At 71.8% G+C, this 15,679-nt stretch carries 15 protein-coding genes; 7 read left to right on the top strand and 8 right to left on the bottom strand.

Features of this window, described 5'->3' with window-relative positions; translation table 11 throughout:
- Positions 1-67: 67 nt before the first annotated feature.
- The 4 genes from ACFVYN_RS04105 to ACFVYN_RS04120 all read right to left on the bottom strand — a co-directional run bounded on the left by ACFVYN_RS04105 (position 68) and on the right by ACFVYN_RS04120 (position 4,021).
- A complete protein-coding gene (locus tag ACFVYN_RS04105; protein WP_389992136.1) occupies positions 68-421 on the bottom strand; it encodes a UBP-type zinc finger domain-containing protein in 354 nt (117 codons plus the stop codon).
- Entirely contained in the window at positions 418-1,875 is a 1,458-nt protein-coding gene (locus ACFVYN_RS04110) for an ATP-binding protein (protein WP_389992139.1), read from the bottom strand. The genes ACFVYN_RS04105 and ACFVYN_RS04110 overlap by 4 nt, the downstream gene beginning before the upstream one ends.
- Positions 1,872-3,548 (bottom strand): FAD-dependent oxidoreductase, encoded by a 1,677-nt coding sequence (locus ACFVYN_RS04115; RefSeq protein WP_389992142.1) that lies wholly within the window; start codon positions 3,546-3,548, stop codon positions 1,872-1,874. The genes ACFVYN_RS04110 and ACFVYN_RS04115 overlap by 4 nt, the downstream gene beginning before the upstream one ends.
- 119 nt (positions 3,549-3,667) lie before the next feature.
- Positions 3,668-4,021: a VOC family protein gene (locus ACFVYN_RS04120; RefSeq protein WP_389992145.1), complete on the bottom strand. Its 354-nt coding sequence runs from the start codon at positions 4,019-4,021 to the stop codon at positions 3,668-3,670.
- Between the two features lie 67 nt (positions 4,022-4,088).
- Between ACFVYN_RS04120 and ACFVYN_RS04125 the strand changes: the two genes are divergently transcribed.
- Positions 4,089-4,961, top strand: coding sequence for a universal stress protein (locus ACFVYN_RS04125; RefSeq protein WP_389992147.1), 873 nt, complete (start codon positions 4,089-4,091; stop codon positions 4,959-4,961).
- Position 4,962: 1 nt separating this feature from the next.
- Here ACFVYN_RS04125 and ACFVYN_RS04130 read toward each other — a convergent pair whose 3' ends face one another.
- From ACFVYN_RS04130 to ACFVYN_RS04140, 3 genes are all read right to left on the bottom strand, one after another.
- The gene (locus tag ACFVYN_RS04130) at positions 4,963-6,204 is read right to left on the bottom strand and encodes a DUF4032 domain-containing protein (RefSeq protein WP_389992149.1); all 1,242 of its coding nucleotides are present in this window, start codon (positions 6,202-6,204) and stop codon (positions 4,963-4,965) included.
- A gap of 40 nt (positions 6,205-6,244) precedes the next feature.
- The gene (locus tag ACFVYN_RS04135; RefSeq protein ID WP_389992152.1) at positions 6,245-6,991 is read right to left on the bottom strand and encodes an MBL fold metallo-hydrolase; all 747 of its coding nucleotides are present in this window, start codon (positions 6,989-6,991) and stop codon (positions 6,245-6,247) included.
- A 340-nt stretch (positions 6,992-7,331) separates the two neighbouring features.
- Complete coding sequence (locus ACFVYN_RS04140; protein ID WP_389992154.1) at positions 7,332-7,961, bottom strand: alpha-ketoglutarate-dependent dioxygenase AlkB; 630 nt, start codon at positions 7,959-7,961, stop codon at positions 7,332-7,334.
- 113 nt (positions 7,962-8,074) lie between these two features.
- On the opposite strand from ACFVYN_RS04140, the gene ACFVYN_RS04145 reads away from it, so the two are divergent.
- Positions 8,075-8,701: a TetR/AcrR family transcriptional regulator gene (locus ACFVYN_RS04145; RefSeq protein ID WP_389992157.1), complete on the top strand. Its 627-nt coding sequence runs from the start codon at positions 8,075-8,077 to the stop codon at positions 8,699-8,701.
- A 17-nt stretch (positions 8,702-8,718) separates the two neighbouring features.
- Positions 8,719-10,392, top strand: a complete 1,674-nt coding sequence (locus tag ACFVYN_RS04150; RefSeq protein ID WP_389992160.1) for an FAD-binding dehydrogenase — start codon at positions 8,719-8,721, stop codon at positions 10,390-10,392.
- A gap of 17 nt (positions 10,393-10,409) precedes the next feature.
- On the opposite strand, the gene ACFVYN_RS04155 is transcribed toward ACFVYN_RS04150, so the two are convergent.
- Positions 10,410-10,760: a DUF488 domain-containing protein gene (locus tag ACFVYN_RS04155; RefSeq protein WP_389992162.1), complete on the bottom strand. Its 351-nt coding sequence runs from the start codon at positions 10,758-10,760 to the stop codon at positions 10,410-10,412.
- A 144-nt stretch (positions 10,761-10,904) separates the two neighbouring features.
- Here ACFVYN_RS04155 and ACFVYN_RS04160 point away from each other — a divergent pair, with 144 nt between their 5' ends.
- The 4 genes from ACFVYN_RS04160 to ACFVYN_RS04175 are packed head-to-tail and all read left to right on the top strand — an operon-like array spanning position 10,905 to position 15,639.
- Positions 10,905-12,287: a M1 family metallopeptidase gene (locus tag ACFVYN_RS04160; RefSeq protein ID WP_389992164.1), complete on the top strand. Its 1,383-nt coding sequence runs from the start codon at positions 10,905-10,907 to the stop codon at positions 12,285-12,287.
- Positions 12,288-12,328: 41 nt separating this feature from the next.
- Positions 12,329-13,072 carry a L,D-transpeptidase family protein gene (locus tag ACFVYN_RS04165; RefSeq protein WP_389992166.1) on the top strand — a complete coding sequence of 248 codons (744 nt, stop codon included), beginning with the start codon at positions 12,329-12,331 and terminating at the stop codon, positions 13,070-13,072.
- Between the two features lie 18 nt (positions 13,073-13,090).
- Positions 13,091-13,792 carry a response regulator gene (locus ACFVYN_RS04170; RefSeq protein WP_389992169.1) on the top strand — a complete coding sequence of 234 codons (702 nt, stop codon included), beginning with the start codon at positions 13,091-13,093 and terminating at the stop codon, positions 13,790-13,792.
- Positions 13,789-15,639 (top strand): sensor histidine kinase, encoded by a 1,851-nt coding sequence (locus ACFVYN_RS04175; RefSeq protein WP_389992171.1) that lies wholly within the window; start codon positions 13,789-13,791, stop codon positions 15,637-15,639. Before ACFVYN_RS04170 ends, ACFVYN_RS04175 begins: the two co-directional genes overlap by 4 nt.
- Positions 15,640-15,679 lie beyond the last annotated feature (40 nt).

Below are 15,679 nucleotides of genomic sequence, written 5' to 3' on the forward strand. Positions count from 1 at the left end.
AACTGCGCGATCAGCCACAGACGACTCGCACCCGCCATCACACCGGACGCACCGAGCTCTCAGGCGCTCACCGTCGCAACACCCGTGCCCAATCCGCCGGCACCCGCCCCGCAGGGCCCGGCGCCGGCTGCGATTCCGGATGACTCACCGGCCCCGCCAGCTCCGGCCCCGCCTCGAACATCTCATTGGTCTCGAAGTTCCAGAACCACTCCTCGCCCGGCTCGAAACTCCGCACCAGAGGATGCCCCGAGTCCCGGAAGTGCCCCGTCGCGTGCTGCCCGGGCGAGGAGTCGCAGCACCCCACGTGCCCGCACTGCGCACACCGCCGCAGATGGAACCACCAGCCACCCGCCGCGTCGCACTCCACGCACCCCTCCCCACTGGGCGGCACGCTCGGGTCGATCCCCTTGACGTCGGTCATTCCGGCTCCTCGGTCGTGTCGTTGTCCACGGCGGTCAGCGGAAGCAGCACCTGGAAGCGGGTGTCGCCCGGCGAGGACTCCACCTGCAGTGTCCCGTGGTGCTTGTTGACCACGATCCGCCAGGAGATGTCGAGACCGAGCCCCGTCCCCTCGCCCACGGGCTTGGTGGTGAAGAAGGGATCGAAGATCCGCCCGCGGATGTCCGGCGGCACCCCGGGCCCGGTGTCCCGGAACTCCACCAGCAGTCTGTCGTGTTCCAGCGCGGTCCGGACGGTCAACGTCCCTTCCCCGCCGGCGCTGTTGATGGCCTGCACCGCGTTGTCGATCAGGTTGGTCCACACCTGGTTGAGCTCGGCCGGGTAGGCCGGGATCCGCGGCAGTGTCCGGTCGTACTCCTTGACGACCTTGATCTGCTGCCCGATCTTCCCGGACAGCATCAGCAGCGTGCTGTCGAGGAGTTCGTGCACGTCGGCCACCTGATACGGGGCCCGGTCCAGCTGGGAGTACTGCTTGGCCGCGTCGACGAGATGCGAGATGCGGTTCGTGGAGTCGTTGATCTCGTCCATCAACAGCTCGGTCTCGACGGTGTAGTTGAGCCAGCCGATCGCGTTCGGCAGGATCTCCTCGTCCACGGCTGCCGCGATCTGGTCCAGCCAGTCGGCGTCGAGGCCGGCCTGTACGAAGGTGGGCGCGATCCGCCAGCCCTCCTGGATGCCGTGGTCGTCGAGCCAGTCGCTGAGCGCGTCCTCCCGGTCGGAGGCCTCCAGCGGGCTCAACGTCGGCGCCTTGGCGACCCGTTCGGCGGTGCGCTCCTGGATGTCGATGAGGTTCGCCATCACCTCGGGGCTGTAGGAGCCCTGGGCGATGACGGCGAGCTTGTGCCGCATCTTGCCGACCCGCTCGCGCAGCGTCGCCGTGGCCCGTACGGCGGCCGCGGCCGGGTTGTTGAGCTCGTGCGTGAGACCGGCGGACAACGAGCCGAGCGCCAGCAGCCGTTCACGCTGTCCGATGGCCCGCTGGGTGTTCTTCGAACCGAAGAAGAGCCCCTCCAGCAGATGGACCGCCATCGGGAACCACTCCTGCATGAAGGCCGAGAACGTCTCCGCGGGCAGCACGAAGAACCGCGAGGGCTCGGTGACCCGCATGGAGCCGTTGTAGGTCTGCTGCACCCGGTCGCCGAGGTACGCCTGCATGGATCCCGCGTACACCCCGCTCTGGGAGGTGCGGTTGATCTCCACGTCGTCGCCGCCGACCCGGCGGGACAGGACGACCGTGCCCTCGATCATCACGTAGAAGCAGGTGGCGGGTTCTCCCTCGGTGTACACCGGACCCGGCTCGAACTTCTCGACCCGCCCCGCGGCGCACAACTGCCCCAACTGCTCGGGGGAGAGCTTCTCGAACAGGAACAGCGAGCCGATCTCCGCGGGGCTGCACGGCATCAGTCGCCCGCTCATGACTGCTCCAGGTACCGGTGGACGAGCATCACGGCCATGGCTCCCTCTCCGACGGCGGACGCGACCCGCTTCGCGGACTCGGCGCGCGCGTCGCCCGCGACGAACACGCCCGGAATGTTGGTCTCCAGGTGGTACGGCGGCCGGTCCAGCTCCCAGTCCGCCGGCGGCCGTCCGTCCGCGGTGAGGTCGGGCCCGGCCAGGATGAAGCCGTGCTCGTCCCGCAGCACCGTGCCGTCCAGCCAGCCGGTCAGCGGGGCCGCGCCGATGAACACGAACATCCACTGCGCGTCGACGAGTTCGGTCTCCCCGGTCTCGGTGTCGCGCAGGGTCAGCTGCTCCAGGTGGTCGGAGCCGTGCGCCGCCTCGACGACGGTACGTGCGCGGACCGAGATGTTGGGAGCCTCCTCGATCTGCTGGATCAGGTAGTGCGACATCGACGCGGTGAGATCGGGCCCGCGCACCAGCAGGGTCACCGACTTGGCGCCCCTGGACAGGTACATGGCCGCCTGCCCGGCCGAGTTGGCGCCGCCGACGATGTAGATGTCCTGCCCCTGGCAGGAGGCCGCCTCGGTGAGTGCCGAGCCGTAGTACACCCCGCAGCCGGTCAGGTCCGTGCAGCCCGGCGCCTCCAGTTGCCGGTACGACACACCGGTCGCCAGGATCACGCTGTGCGCGGCCACCGCCGACCCGTCGGAGAACCGCACGGTGCGGGCCGCGCCGTTGACCTCCAGACCCGCCACCTCACGGGCGGTGAGGATCTCCGCGCCGAACTTCGTCGCCTGCCGGCGGGCCCGGTCGGTGAGCTGGGCGCCCGACACGCCGTCGGGGAAGCCCAGGTAGTTCTCGATCCGTGAGCTCTGCCCGGCCTGTCCGCCCGTCGCCGAGCGCTCCACGAGCACGGTCCGCAGCCCCTCCGAGGCCCCGTACACCGCCGCGCCGAGCCCGGCCGGGCCGCCGCCGATGACGACGAGGTCGTAGAAGTCGGCGGTCGGGGTCGTGGCGAGACCCACGTGGGCGGCCAGGTCGGGTGCCTCCGGCTTGACCAGGGGAGTGCCGTCCGGGGTGATCACCACCGGTAGCCGCTGCCCGTCCTCGCCCGCGGCCGCCAGCAGCCGCTGTCCCTCGGGCTCGTCCGTGGAGTACCAGCGGTACGGCACCTGGTTTCGGGCCAGGAACTCCCGCACGTCCGAGGAGCGCGCCGACCAGCGGTGCCCGATCACCTTGGTGGCGGGCACGGGCCGGTAGTCACTGCTGCGCCACGCCTCCAGGAGGTCGTCGAGGACCGGGTAGAGCTTCTCCTCGGGCGGGTCCCAGGGCTTGAGGAGGTAGTGGTCGAGGTCGACGACGTTGATCGCGTCGATCGCCGCACTGGTGTCCGCGTACGCCGTCAGCAGCACGCGCCGGGCGCCCGGATAGACGTCCAGGGCCTGCTCGAGGAACTCGATGCCGTTCATCTGCGGCATGCGGTAGTCGGCCAGGATCACCGCCACGAGGTCGCCGCGCAGCTTCAGCTCCCGCAGCGCCTCCAGCGCGGACTCACCCGACTCCGCGCGCACGATCCGGTACGACTCGCCGTAGCGCCGCCGCAGATCGCGGGCGACGGCGCGGGAGACCCCCGGGTCGTCGTCCACGGTCAGGATGACGGTCCGCGCCGATTCGGCGGCCTGTGCCATACGTCTCCCACCCCGAGCGGTCGGTCAGGGCCCGACGCCCCCCGTGGTCACCGTCCCGGTCCCGCCCATCGTATGTTCGATCGCCGGGCTACGCGCAGGTATGCCAGACCCTGTCGGGGTCAGGCTCGGCGCTCGCCCAGCACACAGAACTCGTTGCCCTCGGGGTCCACGAGCGTCACCCAGGACTGCTCGCCCTGCCCGATGTCCGCGTGCCGGGCGCCCAGGGCGAGGAGACGGGTGACCTCGGCGTCCCGGTCGTCCGGCCGGAAGTCGAGGTGGAGCCGGTTCTTGACGGTCTTCGCCTCGGGCACCGGCACGAACAGCAGGCCCGGGATCCGGTCCTTCTCGGGACGGATCTCGAACTCGTCCGGTGAGTCCTCGACCACCACCCAGCCCAGCGCCTCGGCCCACCAGCGCCCGAGGGCGGCGGGGTCGGCGGCGTCCACGATGACCTGCTCCCACTCCAATGCCATGCGGGGAGCGTAGTGAAGACTGGAGTCCAGGGTCCACCGCTTTGATCAAGAACGAGGAGGCCGGCGCATGACACGCCCGATCACCGCAGGGATCGACGGAACCGAGGAGAGCCTCGCCGCGCTGGGCTGGGCCGCGCGGGAGGCGGTCCGGCGAGGCGTGGCGCTACGGGTGGTGCACGCGTGGCGGTTCCAGCCGTACGAGGGGATCGACGCGGGCGACCGGGACACCCAGGCGGGCTGGGCGCGGGAGGCCATGGCCGACGCCGTGCGGACCGTCACCGGGCGGCACGTCGGGCTCGACGTGGACACCGATCTCGTGGAGGGCGGCAGCGTCGACGTGCTGGTCGCGGCGGCCGCCGACTCCGAGTCGCTGGTACTGGGCTCCCGTGGGCACGGGCCGGTGGTCGGCTTCCTGCTGGGCTCGGTGGGCCAGCAGGTGATCGTCGAGGCGACGCGGCCCGTGGTCCTGGTGCGTGCCGGGGACCAGGCCACCGCGGAGGTCTCGGGGCGCGAGATCGTGGTGGGCCAGGAAGGGGACCCGGAGGACAGTGCCGAGGTCCTGCGGTTCGCCTTCGAGACGGCGGCGGCCCGGGGAGCGGCCGTGCGTGCCGTACGGGCCTGGACGCTGCCGCCGGTGTTCGCCTACAGCCCCGGCTCGCTGAAGCTCCTCGACGAGGCGGGTGGCCTGGAGCCGTACGAGAAAGAGGCCCTGGCCTCGGCGCTCCGGCCGTGGCGGGAGCGCTTCCCGGACGTGCCGGTCGCCGAGCACGTGGAGATGGGCAGCGCGGGCGAGGTACTGCTGTCGATGACCGCGCGGGCGCAACTGATGGTCGTCGGACGCCGGGCCCGCCGTACCGCCGTGGGTGCCCGGATCGGCTCGGTCGCCCACGGTGTGCTGCACCACGCGGACTGCCCGGTGGCCGTGGTGCCGCACGCCTGAGTCAGTCGGCGGTGGCGGGGGTGGGCTGGAGCGTCTCCCGGGCCTTGGGGAGGATGTTGTTGATGTAGTCGTCCACCGCCGTGTCCAGGCCGATGTCGTGCTGGGCCCGCTCGGACAGGTACCAGCGGTGCTCGAGGAGCTCGTGGTAGATCTCGGCCGGGTCCATCGACCCGCGTATGTCCAGCGGCACGGCCCGCACCGTGGGCCGGAAGACGTCCCGCACCCAGCGGTGGGCGAGCACCTCGGGGCGGGCGCCGAGCGGGTCGCCCGGGGCGTAGTCGTCCTGAGTGGCCATCCAGCTCTCCAGGTCGTTCAGAAGCCGGCGGGCCTGGTTCTCCTCGGTGTCCAGGCCTGTCAGGCGCAGGAGCTGGCGCTGGTGGTGACCGGCGTCCACGACCTTCGGCACGAACGTGACCTCGTCGCCGTTCGGCGCGTGCTCGATCTGCATCTCGGCCACGTCGAAGCCGAGGTCGTTGAGCCGCCGGATCCGGCGCTCGATGTAGTGGTACTTGCCCGCCGGGTAGACGGACCTGCGGGTCAGCTCCTCCCACAGGCCGGTGTAGCGCGAGCAGATCTCCATGCCGAACTCGATGGCGTCCACGGAGGGGTGCAGCGCACCGGAGGCCTCCAGGTCGAGCAGTTCGCCGCTGATGTTCACGCGGGCGAGGTCGAGGTCGTAGTCCCGCTGCCCGGGGCTCAGCTGCGGATGCAGGTCGCCGGTCTCGGCGTCGACGAGGTAGGCGGCGTAGGCGCCCGCGTCGCGCCGGAACAGGGTGTTGGACAGGGAGCAGTCGCCCCAGGCGAACCCGGCCAGGTGCAGCCGGACCAGGAGGACGGCCAGGGCGTCCATGAGGCGGTGCATGGTGGCGGGCCGCATGGTCGTCTCGAACATTGAGCGGTACGGCATCGAGCCGCCCAGATGCCGGGTGACCAGCACCGGCTCCAGCGGGGCGTCCTCGGCGTCGGTGCGCCCGGTGACCACGGCGAGCGGGTCGACGGCGGGGATGCCGAGCCGGTCCAGGTCGCGCAGCAGCTCGTACTCGCGCAGCGCCGGGCGCTCGGCGAGCTCCTTCACGGCGATGACCTCGTCGCCGGCGCGGGCGTAGCGCACCACGTGGCGGGAGATGCCGCGCGGCAGCGGGACCAGGACTTCCTCCGGCCACTGCTCCAGCGGCAGCTGCCACGGCAGTTCGAGCAGGAGCGCGGGGTGCTCCGGGTTCGTCGCGCTGATCTGCAGTGCCATCGTGCTCTGTCCTCGCCTGGTCGGTGATCGTCACCTCACCTTAGAGCGCGCGGCCTTTGGCCTGAAGTGCCGCTTCACGGACCGGACCGCGGTGCACCGGACCGTGCCCCGGGAGCAGCACCTCGCCCTCCAGTTCCGCGAAGACGTCCAGCGACGCCACGGCACGCGCGCGCTCGTGGTGGAACATGTCCGGCAGCAGCTGGGGCCCCTTGACCCGGGAGGTGGGGTGACCGCTCACCAGGCCGTCGCCCGAGATCACCACGCCGCGCTCGGGGAGGTGGAAGGCGCAGTGCCCGTCGGTGTGGCCCGGGGTGTACACGGGCACCGGACGGCCCGGCAGATCGAGGGCGCCCTCGGCCGGGAACGGCTGCGGGGAGGCCACCGGCACATGGGCCGTGCCGCCCACCCGGATCGCGTGTACCGCCCACGGCAGGACACCGGGGCGCCAGCCGTTCTTCAGGACCGTGCCCACGGAGACCTGGTGCAGGAACTCCCGCCGCGCGTGCGGCACTTCGGCCTCGTGCAGGTAGACCGGCATGCCGTAGGCGGAGCGCAGGTACTCGGCGGAGCCGAGGTGGTCGTTGTGGGCGTGTGTGATCAGCACGGCCGTGACGGCCTCCGGTGAACTCCCCACCTCGGCGAGGGAGGCGAGCAGCTGTTCCCGGTCCCCGGGGTAGCCGGTGTCGACGAGTGTCGCCGAGCTCCCCTCGGTCAGGATCACCCAGTTGGTGTTGCTGCCGTGCACCAGATAGGTGCCGTCCGCGACTTGCTGCACGCCCGCGCTCATGATCGCCCCACCCGGTGAGTCCCTGTCCGACGGCACACAGCAAAGCAGAGGCTCAGGCGATCCGGAGCGGCGGGTACCGGTCCTCCAGCGGTCAACTTCCGTGGGACGAGGCTCCTCCGGCACCGTCCGCGTGGCTGCCGCGCCCGGGGCGCGGCGCCGGACGGAGGGGTCGGCGTCTTCCGCCAGCCTTGAACGCCACGGGACCGGCGCGTACCCCGGGCCGGGCACGCTCCTGGAGACCTGCGTCCCCGGGGTCCCGGCCCGCCCACGCCACGGTTTCGTCCTCACCGTCCGCCGGAGGCAGCCCCCCGCGCGCAGCCGGGGCAGCCGCCTCGCTGCCTCAGTGCACGCCGTGCGGGCGGAACTGGATGCTGATGCGCGGTCCCGTCGCACGCGTGGACTTCGGTACGGCGTGCTCCCAGGTGCGCTGGCAGGAGCCGCCCATCACGATCAGGTCGCCGTGACCCAGCGGCCGCCGTACCGTCTCCGCGTGGCCGCGCGCCGGCCGCAGCACGAGGTCGCGCGGCGCGCCGACGGACAGGATCGCGACCATGGTGTCGTGGCTGCCCCCTCGCCCGCCCCGGTCGCCGTGCCAGGCGACGCTGTCCCGGCCGTCGCGGTAGTAGCAGAGCCCGGCGGTGGTGAACGGCTCGCCGAGCTCGTCGGCGTAGTGCGCGGTGAGCGCCTCGCGGGCCTCGGTGAGTACGGGATGCGGCAGCGCGTCGTCCACGCCGTAGAAGGCGAGCAGACGCGGGACGTCGACGACGTGGTCGTACATCTTGCGGCGCTCGGCACGCCAGGGAACCTCGGCGGCCAGCTGCTCGAACAGCACGTCCGAGCCGCCGAGCCATCCGGGCAGTACGTCGATCCAGGCGCCGAAGGCGAGCTCGGTACGGCGGATCCCGTCGAGCCGGCCGAGCCGGAGCTGGTCGGTCTGGTCGAAGAGGGAGCCCTGGAGGTGCGCGGTCATGGATCCAGCGTACTCCTGATTCGAAAGTCTGTTCCAATGAAATTCACCGACTCGTTCGACCTTTCGATACATCGCTGTATCGGATACATTCCTGTATCGAACGGAGGGCCGACATGGCGGTGGAGGAGACGACCAGGCGCGTGACCAGGCGCCGGGTCCAGACGCGGGCCAACCTCCTGGACGCGGCCTTCGCGGTGTTCGCCGCCAAGGGCTTCGGACGGGTGTCGATCGAGGAGGTCTGCGAGGCCGCCGGATACAGCCGGGGCGCCTTCTACTCGAACTTCGACAGCCTCGACGAGCTCTTCTTCGCGCTCTACCAGCAGCGCGCCGACCTGATCGCGGACCAGGTCGCCGGGGCCCTCGCCCTGGACGGACCTGGGCTCGACGTACCGGCCGCCGTCGACCGGGTCACCGAGGTGCTGCTCCTGGACCGGGACTGGCTCCTGGTGAAGACCGACTTCCTGGTGTACGCCGCCCGCACCCCCGAGGTCGCGCTGACCCTGCTCGAACACCGGGCCCGGCTCAGGCGCGCCGTCGCCGACCGGCTCGCACGCGCGCGTGGGCACGCCGAACTGCCCGCCGTGCTGGTCGACGTCGAGGGCGCCGCCCACGCCGTGGTCGCGGCCTACGACGGGGTCACCGTCCAACTGCTGCTGGACGCGGACGTCGAGCGCGCCCGCGTCTGGCTCAAGCAACTGCTCACCGCGCTGCTCACCGACGGCAGCGACACCACCGCATGAGGGAAGAGACGGTCGCCATGGATGCAGACGTCATCGTCGTCGGAGCGGGGCTCGCGGGCCTGGTCGCCGCGCACGAGCTCACCAGCCGCGGCAAAAGGGTCGCGCTGGTCGACCAGGAGAACGCCGCGAACCTCGGCGGCCAGGCCTTCTGGTCCTTCGGCGGGCTCTTCATCGTCGACTCCCCGGAGCAGCGCCGCCTCGGCATCAAGGACTCCTTCGACCTCGCCTGGAGCGACTGGCAGGGCAGCGCGCAGTTCGACCGCGTCGAGGACGAGGACTCCTGGGCGGTGCGCTGGGCGCGTGCCTACGTCGAGTTCGCGGCGGGCGAGAAGCGGTCCTGGCTGGAGGGGCACGGCATCAAGTTCCTGCCCACCGTGGGCTGGCCCGAGCGCGGCGACCTCACCGCCCACGGACACGGCAACTCGGTGCCCCGCTTCCATATCGCCTGGGGCACCGGCACCGGAGTGGTCGAGCCGTTCGTGCGGTACGCCAAGCAGGCCGCGCGGGACGGACTGCTGACCTTCCACCACCGCCACCAGGTCGACGAACTGGTCGTCCAGGAGGGCACCGCCCGCGGGGTGCGCGGCACGGTCCTGGCCGAGGACAACTCCGCGCGCGGAGTGGCCTCCAGCCGCGAGCGCGCCGGTGACTTCGAACTCACCGCCCAGGCCGTCGTGGTCACCACCGGGGGCATCGGCGGCAACCACGACATCGTCCGCCGCTACTGGCCCGAACGGCTCGGCACCCCGCCCGCCGAGATGGTCAGCGGAGTCCCCGCCTACGTCGACGGCCGGATGCTCGGCATCAGCGAGGACGCGGGCGTCCGCCTGGTCAACCGCGACCGCATGTGGCACTACACCGAGGGCATCCAGAACTGGGACCCGATCTGGTCCAGCCACGGCATCCGCATCCTGCCCGGCCCGTCCTCCATGTGGTTCGACGCCCTGGGCCGCCGGCTGCCCGAGCCGTACCTGCCCGGCTACGACACCCTCGGCACCCTTGAGCACCTGCGCACCACCGAGGACATCGCGGAGTACGACCACTCCTGGTTCATCCTCACCCAGAAGATCATCGAGAAGGAGTTCGCGCTCTCGGGCTCCGAGCAGAACCCCGACATCACCGCCAAGGACCGTGCGCGCTTCCTCAAGGAGCGCCTCGTCGGCAAGGGCGCGCCCGGACCGGTGGACGCGTTCCTGCGCAAGGGCGCGGACTTCGTGACCGCCCCGAACCTGGAGCAGCTCGTCGAGAAGATGAACGGGCTCACCGACAAGCCCCTCCTGGACGCCGCCCCGCTCCGCCGCCAGATCGAGGCACGCGACCTCCAGATCGCCAACTCCTACAGCAAGGACGCCCAGGTGCAGGGCATCCGCAACGCCCGCCGCTACATCGGCGACCGCCTGAGCCGGGTCGCCGCTCCGCACCGCATCCTCGACCCCGCCGCGGGACCCCTCATCGGCGTCAAGCTGCACATCCTCACCCGCAAGACCCTCGGCGGCATCCAGACCGACCTCGACTCCCGCGCCCTGGGCACCGACGGCCAGCCCCTCGAAGGGCTGTACGCGGCGGGCGAGGTCGCCGGCTTCGGCGGCGGCGGCGTCCACGGCTACAACGCGCTGGAGGGCACCTTCCTCGGTGGCTGCCTCTTCTCGGGGCGCGCGGCGGGACGGGCGGCGGCGAAGCAGGTCGGATAGGAGCGCTGGGGCCCGTTTCAGGACTCCAACAGCCGCACCAGCACGGTGGCGTGGCTCTGCTCCGGCGTCTTGGACGCGGTCAGCAGGGTCACGTCGCCCCCGCTCGCCAACTCCCGGACGCGGTCGAGAAGTCCGGCCGCCTCGGGATCGGCCAGCTCCGCCTCGTACCGCTCGGCGAACTCCTCGTAGGAGCCCTCGCCCGCGTGGTACCAGCGGCGCAGTTCGGTCGACGGGGTGAGCGCCTTGGGCCACTCGTCGACGCGGGCCGCCTCCTTGGACAGACCGCGCGGCCACAGCCGGTCGACCAGGACGCGGACGCCGTCCCCGGGCTCGGGGGGTTCGTAGACACGGCGGATGCGCACGCTCACGGGCGGCCTCTCGACGAAGGGGGGACGGCGTCGGGAGCGTACTGCGGAGTCCGGCGTGACTTGACCTGATCAGGGGAGAGTTGCGGGGGAGGGGGCCTTTAGGGTGAAGCTTTGTCCACCCCCCCCCGACCCGGAGGAGAGAACGTGCCGAAGGCCGTCAGACGCACCTTCGTCCTCGTCACCACCCCCCTCGCCCTCACCGCTCTGCTGGGGGCCGCCGCGCCTTCGCCGACGGGCTCGCCCGGGGCCGGCGACCCGTACTTCCCGCTCGCCGGAAACGGCGGATACCACGTCGGCCACTACGATCTGACACTCCGTTACGACACCGTCGGCCGTCACCTCGACGGCAGGGCGGTCCTCACCGCCCGCGCCACCCAGCGCCTGACCCGCTTCGACCTCGACTTCAAGGGACTGACCGTCACCGGCCTGACCGTCGGTCGCGCCAAAGCGGGCTACCGCCGCTCCGGACAGGAACTCGTCGTCACCCCGCAGCGCGCCCTGCGCAAGGGGGAACGATTCACCATCACCGTGACCTACAAGGGGAAGCCCGGCCCCGTCACCGACCCGGACGGCTCGCTCGACGGCTGGATCCCCACCGACGACGGAGCCTTCGTCGCCGGGGAACCGCAGGGCGCGATGACCTGGTTCCCGGCGAACAGCCACCCCACCGACAAGTCGTCGTACGACTTCACGATCACCGTCCCGCAGGGGCGCACCGCGGTCGCCAACGGCGTCCTCCTCTCCCAGCGGACCACGCACGGGAAGACCACGTTCCGCTGGCGCCAGAGCGAGCCCATGGCCGCCTACCTGGCGACCGCGACCGTCGGGAAGTTCAAGGTGGAGCAGTTCACCACCAAGGACGGCATCCGCGTCTACAACGCCGTCGACCCGCGCGAGGCCGCCGCGGCACCCGTGCTCAAGAAGCTGCCCTCCGTCCTCGCGTGGGAGAGCAAGCTGTTCGGGCCCTACCCGTTCCGGGCCGCCGGGTCGATCGTCGACCACGCCCGGAACGTGGGCTACGCGCTGGAGACCCAGTCCCGCCCGGTCTACGACCAGGCTCCGGGCCTGAGCACCCTCGTCCACGAGAACGCCCACCAGTGGTTCGGTGACTCCGTGTCGCTCACCTCCTGGAAGGACATCTGGCTCAACGAGGGCTTCGCGACCTACACGGAGTGGCTCTACGCCGAGCAGCACGGCGGCGACAGCGCGCAGAAGACCTTCGACGGCCTCTACGCCAGGCCCGCGAGCGACGGCCTGTGGGAGTTCCCGCCCGGCAACCCCGGCAGCGGCGCCAACATCTTCGGCACCCCCGTCTACGCCCGTGGCGCCATGACCCTGCACGCCCTGCGCACGGCCGTCGGAGACCGGGCGTTCTTCCTGATCCTGCGCGCCTGGGCAACCGGACACCGCGCCGGGCACGGCACCACCGCACAGTTCGAGCGCCTCGCGGAGCGGGTGTCGGGCAAGGACCTGGACGGACTGTTCCAGACCTGGCTCTGCGCGGCGGGCAAGCCGAACCAGCCCTAGAACCTGACCAGTTCCTTACAAGTGTCGACCAGAGTCGTTCCATGATCACACGCAGAACCCATGTCGCACTGCTGGCCGCATCCGTGCTTCTCACCGGATGCGGCGGCGGTGCCGTGGCCAGCACGGCGGGCACCCACACGCCGTCCGCGGAGCCTTCGAGGACCACTCCCACGCCGGAGATCTCCGTCGAGGTCGCACCCCAGCAGATACCCGGGCTCGGCCCGAGGACGCGGGCGAAGGTACCGGCCGACGCCCGGCAGGCCGTCGTCGTCACCGGGCGGGGCCGCGACTCGTCGGCCTCCACCGTGGTGCTCTACGAGCGCACCTCGGCCGGCTGGCAGGCCGGTGCGAGCTGGCCCGCGCACAACGCCCTCAAGGGCTGGACCGACCACCACCTGGCCGGAGACCTGCGCTCACCGATCGGCGTGTACACCCTCACGGACGCCGGAGGGCTGCTGAAGGACCCCGGCACCAAGCTGACGTACGACCGCGGTGTCGGCTTCACCTCACCCGGCACGGGCTTCGAGGGCGAGCCGCTGGCCGGGTCCTTCGACTACGTGATCGCCATCAACTACAACCGCAGGCCCGGCACTTCACCGCTGGACTGGACACGGCCGCTGGGCGCGGGACGCGGCGGCGGGATATGGCTGCACGTGGACCACGGCGGGCCCACGCACGGCTGTGTGAGCATCGCCGAGGAGCACATGAAGGAGCTGCTCCTCGCCCTCGACCCGGATCTCCATCCCGTCGTCGTCATGGGCGACGCCACCTCCCTGAACCACTGAACGCTTAGGATCCGCCGGGTGTGCGCACATGTGCTGGTCGCCGAGGACGACGAGATGCAGGCCGAACTCATACGGCGGTCCCTGCTCGCGGAGGGCCACACCGCCACCGTGGTCCACGACGGGCGGGCCGCCCTGGACGCGGCCCGGCGGGTCGCCCCCGACCTCGTCGTCCTGGACCTCATGCTGCCGGTGATCGACGGCTTCGGCGTGTGCCGGGTGCTGCGCCGCGACGCGGACATCCCCGTCGTGATGCTCACCGCACGGTCCGACGAGGACGACGTCCTGCTGGGCCTGGAACTGGGCGCCGACGACTACATCACCAAGCCGTACAGCCCGCGCGAGCTCATGGCCCGCATCCGGACCGTCCTCAGACGCAGCGGACGGGGCGCCGTGTCCGACCGGCGCGAGGACCCCGCCGTCCGCGCCGCGGGCCTCGCCGTCGATCCCGTACGGCACGAAGTGCGGTGCGACGGGGCGCCGGTGGAGTGCACGCCGGCCGAGTTCGAGATCCTGCTGGCCATGGCCGCCGAGCCCGAACGGGTCTTCTCACGGCGGCAGTTGCTGGAGGTCACCCGGGGCACCGACCGGGCCTCCACCGAACGGGCCGTGGACGTGCACATCATGAACCTGCGCCGCAAGATCGAGACCGATCCGCGCCGCCCGGCGCGGCTGCTGACGGTGTTCGGAGTGGGCTACAAGCTCAGCGGCGGCCGCGGATGAGTGCACGGACGCCACCGCGGCGCACACCTCCGCGCCCTCGCATACCCCTGCACAAGCGGCTGCTGGTCCGCCTGCTGATCACGTCCGGGCTCATCGCCGTGTGCTCGGTGGCCGCGACGGCCTGGCTGGCCGTGGCCACCACCACGCAGGCCCTGCGCGAGGAACAGGGGCAGGCGCTCGCCGACGACATGGACGTCCTCGCCGAGCTCAGCGGATACGCGGCGACCCACCCCGACTGGACGAAAGCGGCCGCCACCGTGCGGGAGCTGTCGGCGAGGACCGGCCGCCGTATCGCCCTGACCACCTCGGACCGCCGGGTCATCGCCGACTCCGCGTCGCCCGGCACCTCCCTGCCCCCGAGCGCCGCCGCCGCCGTCGACCCGCTGCACACCGACACCTACAGCGAGCGCGGCGCCCAGATCCCCGGCATCGACCCGCGGGCGGTGGGCCCGTACCGGCTCCCCGAGACGGAACGCGTCAAGGTCGCCGCGCTGGCCCGCAAACGGCAGCTGTGCTTCTCCCGGTCCGGTGTGCAGACCCGCCTGAGCCGTACGCCGACCGGGCGGACGGTCCTCACCGACCCGGACACCGGCTCCGCACCCGACTATGTGCCCGACGCCTGCGCCGACGGGCTGCTCAACACACCCACCCCGACGGAGGACAAGGCGCTGAAGGCGGTGAAGACGCTCGCCCGCGCCTGCCTGACCAAGGCCGGGCTGGACCCCGCGATGGCCGTGCTGCTGGGCAGCCAACCGGCCGGGCTGGACTCGCGCGACCCCCTGGGCAGCAAGCTCGGCACCAAGGAGGCGCGTGCGGTCCAGCCCTGCCTCGACGAGGCCCGTCGTACCCAGCTCGACCCCTATGTGGCACCGGCGGCGGAACTCTTCCTCGGCACCGGGGACACCCCCGCCGTGCTGTTCGACATGTCCCCGGCCAACAAGGCCAAGGTCGTCGGCACCGCGGGTCTCGTGCTCGCCGTCACCGTCGCTGCGACCGCCCTGGTCGCCACCCGGCTGGTGCGGCCCCTGCGCGCGCTCACCGCGGCGGCCCAGCAGTCGCCCGAACTCCATGTGCGCGTTCCCGTCACCACCCGGGACGAGACCGGCATCCTCGCCGTCGCCTTCAACGACCTGACCGAGCGCCGTGAACGCCTGGAAGCCCAGCGCAAGGCGATGGTCAGCGACATCGCCCACGAACTGCGCAGCCCGCTCACCAACATCCGCGGCTGGCTGGAGGTCACCCGGGACGGCGTCGTCGACCCCGACCCCGCCCTGCTCGCCTCCCTCCACGACGAGGCCCTCGTCCTCCAGCGCGTCATCGACGACCTCCAGGACCTCGCCGACGCCGACGCCGGCACCCTGCGTCTGCACCGGGAGCCGGTGCACTGCGACGAACTCCTCCAGCAGGTCGCCGCGGCCCACCGCGTCGCCGCGGACGCGGCCCGGGTCACTCTGCGCACCGACGTCGAGGGGGAGCCCTGGCTGGACGCCGACCCGGTCCGGATGCGGCAGGCGCTCGGCAACCTGGTCTCCAACGCGCTGCGCCACACCCCGGCCGGCGGCACGGTCACCCTGACCGGGCGCCGGGACGGCGACGACATCGTCCTGGCGGTCGCCGACACCGGCACCGGCATCGCGCCCGACGAGCTGCCGCACGTCTTCGACCGGTTCTGGCGCGCGGAGAAGTCCCGCAGCCGTCGTACCGGCGGCTCCGGCCTGGGCCTGCCCATCGTCCGCCACCTGCTCGCGGCCCACGGCGGAACGGTCGGGGCGGCGAGCGAGCCCGGCACCGGCAGCGTCTTCACCCTGCGGCTGCCCGGGGGTCCGGCGCCCTCGCCGGACGCCTGATTCCCCTCGTGGCGTGCGGGTACCCCGTATGCCCCCGGAG

This window comes from Streptomyces sp. NPDC058307 (assembly GCF_042880295.1).
GTDB lineage: Bacteria > Actinomycetota > Actinomycetes > Streptomycetales > Streptomycetaceae > Streptomyces.